Origin of the sequence: Caballeronia sp., from assembly GCF_049581465.1 — a bacterium.
Taxonomy (GTDB): domain Bacteria; phylum Pseudomonadota; class Gammaproteobacteria; order Burkholderiales; family Burkholderiaceae; genus Caballeronia.
Genome location: NZ_JBAUSA010000735.1, coordinates 1 through 2,617, shown reverse-complemented (window position 1 = coordinate 2,617; position 2,617 = coordinate 1). Strand labels below are relative to the sequence as shown.

The 2,617-nt window shown below is 55.8% G+C and carries 4 protein-coding genes and 1 pseudogene; all 5 read right to left on the bottom strand.

Annotated elements, in window-relative coordinates:
* Window positions 1-93 (bottom strand): antitoxin (locus tag WCA53_RS18015; protein WP_423913442.1); only part of this gene is annotated, 93 nt, incomplete at its 3' end.
* A gap of 319 nt (window positions 94-412) precedes the next feature.
* On the bottom strand, window positions 413-1,240 hold the full coding sequence (locus WCA53_RS18010) for a hypothetical protein (protein ID WP_423913440.1): 828 nt from the start codon (window positions 1,238-1,240) through the stop codon (window positions 413-415).
* Window positions 1,237-1,425: a hypothetical protein gene (locus WCA53_RS18005; RefSeq protein ID WP_423913438.1), complete on the bottom strand. Its 189-nt coding sequence runs from the start codon at window positions 1,423-1,425 to the stop codon at window positions 1,237-1,239. The genes WCA53_RS18010 and WCA53_RS18005 overlap by 4 nt, the downstream gene beginning before the upstream one ends.
* Window positions 1,426-1,506: 81 nt before the next feature.
* Window positions 1,507-1,902, bottom strand: coding sequence for a hypothetical protein (locus WCA53_RS18000; RefSeq protein ID WP_423913436.1), 396 nt, complete (start codon window positions 1,900-1,902; stop codon window positions 1,507-1,509).
* 455 nt (window positions 1,903-2,357) lie between these two features.
* Window positions 2,358-2,617, bottom strand: a pseudogene (locus tag WCA53_RS17995) (SMC family ATPase); the annotation flags it as partial.

Here is a 2,617-nt window from a genome sequence, read left to right as displayed (position 1 = left end):
GATAAAGACCTCTTTCCCCTCAAAACGAAATTCAGCGGGAAGCCGAACGGCTTGGCTGCCGCCGCTGGTGAATAACTTTGCTATACGAGACATGTTGAACTCCGGTCGACGAACCAACGTAGCTACAAGTATAGCTACTGTAGTAGATATGTCAATATCTACGCAAGTCCAAGCTACAACTGGTGATTCTCGGATGTGTTGCGGCGCCGCTTAAGTGTGTTCTAAGGCCCGTTACGAGGACGCTCGCCAGGACGCAGCGCAAACTTGCCACATAGACCGCGCGAATGCTCAATTCTTCGGAAAATGCCGCGCTCGCCGCGAAGGCGTAGTCAATAAAAAAATCCCCGAGGTCGTGGTGATCCCGGGGATTTTCTAAACAAACTGCAAAGCGGTACACGAACAAAGGCTTAAGTCACAATCGTCGATTCGCAGTAGCCCGCTGCGCATCTTCAAGCGTTTCCGCGGCCGCGGCGAACATGTCCGACTGGCGAGTCGCCCTGTCGAGCCTAGGCAACGTTTTTGAGAACCGGCTCGCACTGGTTCCATCAAAGCTATTGGCGCCGGCCGCTGCACAGATACGAATCCGGCGAGCCGAATTCACGCGACCAACATGTAGATGGCAATTTCGACGCCGGGCGAGAGAACCCCAAGCCTCAGCCGTAGCCTCTTTCCACGGCGTTGAACCTCCAACGAAGATGCCCACGGTGGGCGACAAGAAGCTTGCGACATCCTCCAATTGCATTCCGTCTTGGACAGCGATAAGCAGCTGAGACGGCATGCCCCTAAGTCGTTCTTTCCACTTCAACGAATAGTCGAGAGACGCCAAACCGCCTTCGACTATGTCGGGCAAAACGATCCAGTCAGCCCCTACGCCAAGACGTTCAATGGCGACGAGAAATGCGGGTTCGTCGAACGGTTGTTGTTGCTGGAACGCTGTCCATGCGCCGTTGTCGAGCGCGTACCGCATGCCTTCGGTTCTGAGTGCTCCCTTCGCCGAAACAAGCAGACGCCATTCCGCGTTACCGAGCGCGGCCAAGTTGCGTCGCGTTCCCGTTCGGCTTGCATACCCGACCATAGGTGTGCGGTGCATAACGAGTCTTTCCTCGATCTCGGGATCATCGTCAGCCGAGCCGTCGACACCGTAGTACTCCGCATAGGCCGCAGTACATTGCGCCCATCCCAGCTTGGAGCCACTCTCGAACGGTTTTAGCCATTGCGGCGTCACACAACCCGCCGTCACGACCGCGACTCCTGCGATTCGACATCTCTGCCGCTGATCACGATGAAACTGTGGAAAATGGGATTCCGGTTGTGCCGGATCCAGGGACGAACGCCGTCAACGGGTGTCTGCGCGACGTAGTCGCGAGCCAAGGTCTCAGAGGGAAAAGTCGCCGGATATTGACCGACCACTGCTGCTTCGAACATAGAAACTCCACATGTGAAAGATGCGGAGCGACCCGGCGGGTCGCTTAGCCGCGGGGTCTGAAAAAAGCGTCAAGCCGAGAATTACTTCTCGTTGATGTACACAAACTTCCACCACCGCTCACCCGAAGGCAGGTCGCGCACGAAACTGAGTGCCGCGACCTCCTTGAGATCGAGGTCGATATAGGTGCCTTTTAGGATTGCGCCTTGCAGATACATCAAATGGACGAGGGCTCCTGTGCCGTATAGATCCGCGACACTACCCAGCGTTTCGACAGATGCGAGCAGCTCGTTGAAGAACTGGCGGGCTTCAATTTCTTGCGATCCGGCGGCTTCCACAACCAAACCGTTGATAGCCGCGCGCACGAGATTTGCCTGGGCTTGTGGATCGTCTTCCTCGACATCTTCAGCTCGAATCAACCCCAATTCCGTCAGATTATTGAGGACAGCATCTGTAAAGTCAGTGCGTGAAAACGCCATTCGTACTACTCCTCGAAAAATTTGCGGAGCAGCCCCGAGCGGGCTACTTGCCCGCAGGGGTTGAAAAATATGTGCGTTGAAGCGACTAACTAAGACTCGCTAACAATGCTTCAGGAACAGCCGGAGGCAGTTGCTCCGCAACGGCACGGATAAACCGTGCGCCCCGCGTCCTGTCGGATCACTGGGCGTTAGAAAAAGTCAGCAATAAATCGGCTTTGCGAAATGGATCGCGAGCAAAAGCGACATCACGGCCGCGCTCGGGCTCTTTATGTCTGGAGCAGGTGAATTCTTGGCAGTCTCGCCGGCGCCGCGTCAACGTGCGGCGTACGACCGGCAAAAAGAAGGGCGCAGACAACGCCCAGCAACGCAAATAATTTGAACATTGAGAATCCTCGATACAGGGACGAGGAGATCCCCTGTGAGGAGATCTCCCCACAGTGTCAAAGAACATCACTTCAAGCGGCTAGCGCCTGAACGTCGATGATTGCGTCCGCTTCTGCTACAAGATCCGGTGTCTGCGAGATAAAAAACTCTCGCTCGTACCCGCCCTGCCGCAGCACTTCACGCTTCATCCGCATGAACTGCAGCTTTCGATCGGCATCGAGTGGTCCGTCCGATTCGTCACTGAACACGGTTTGATACGACTGACCCGCGTTCTGCGCGAGGTACAACGCGATGCCCCGCGTCAAACACTCGTTGATCCAGACTTTCTGGC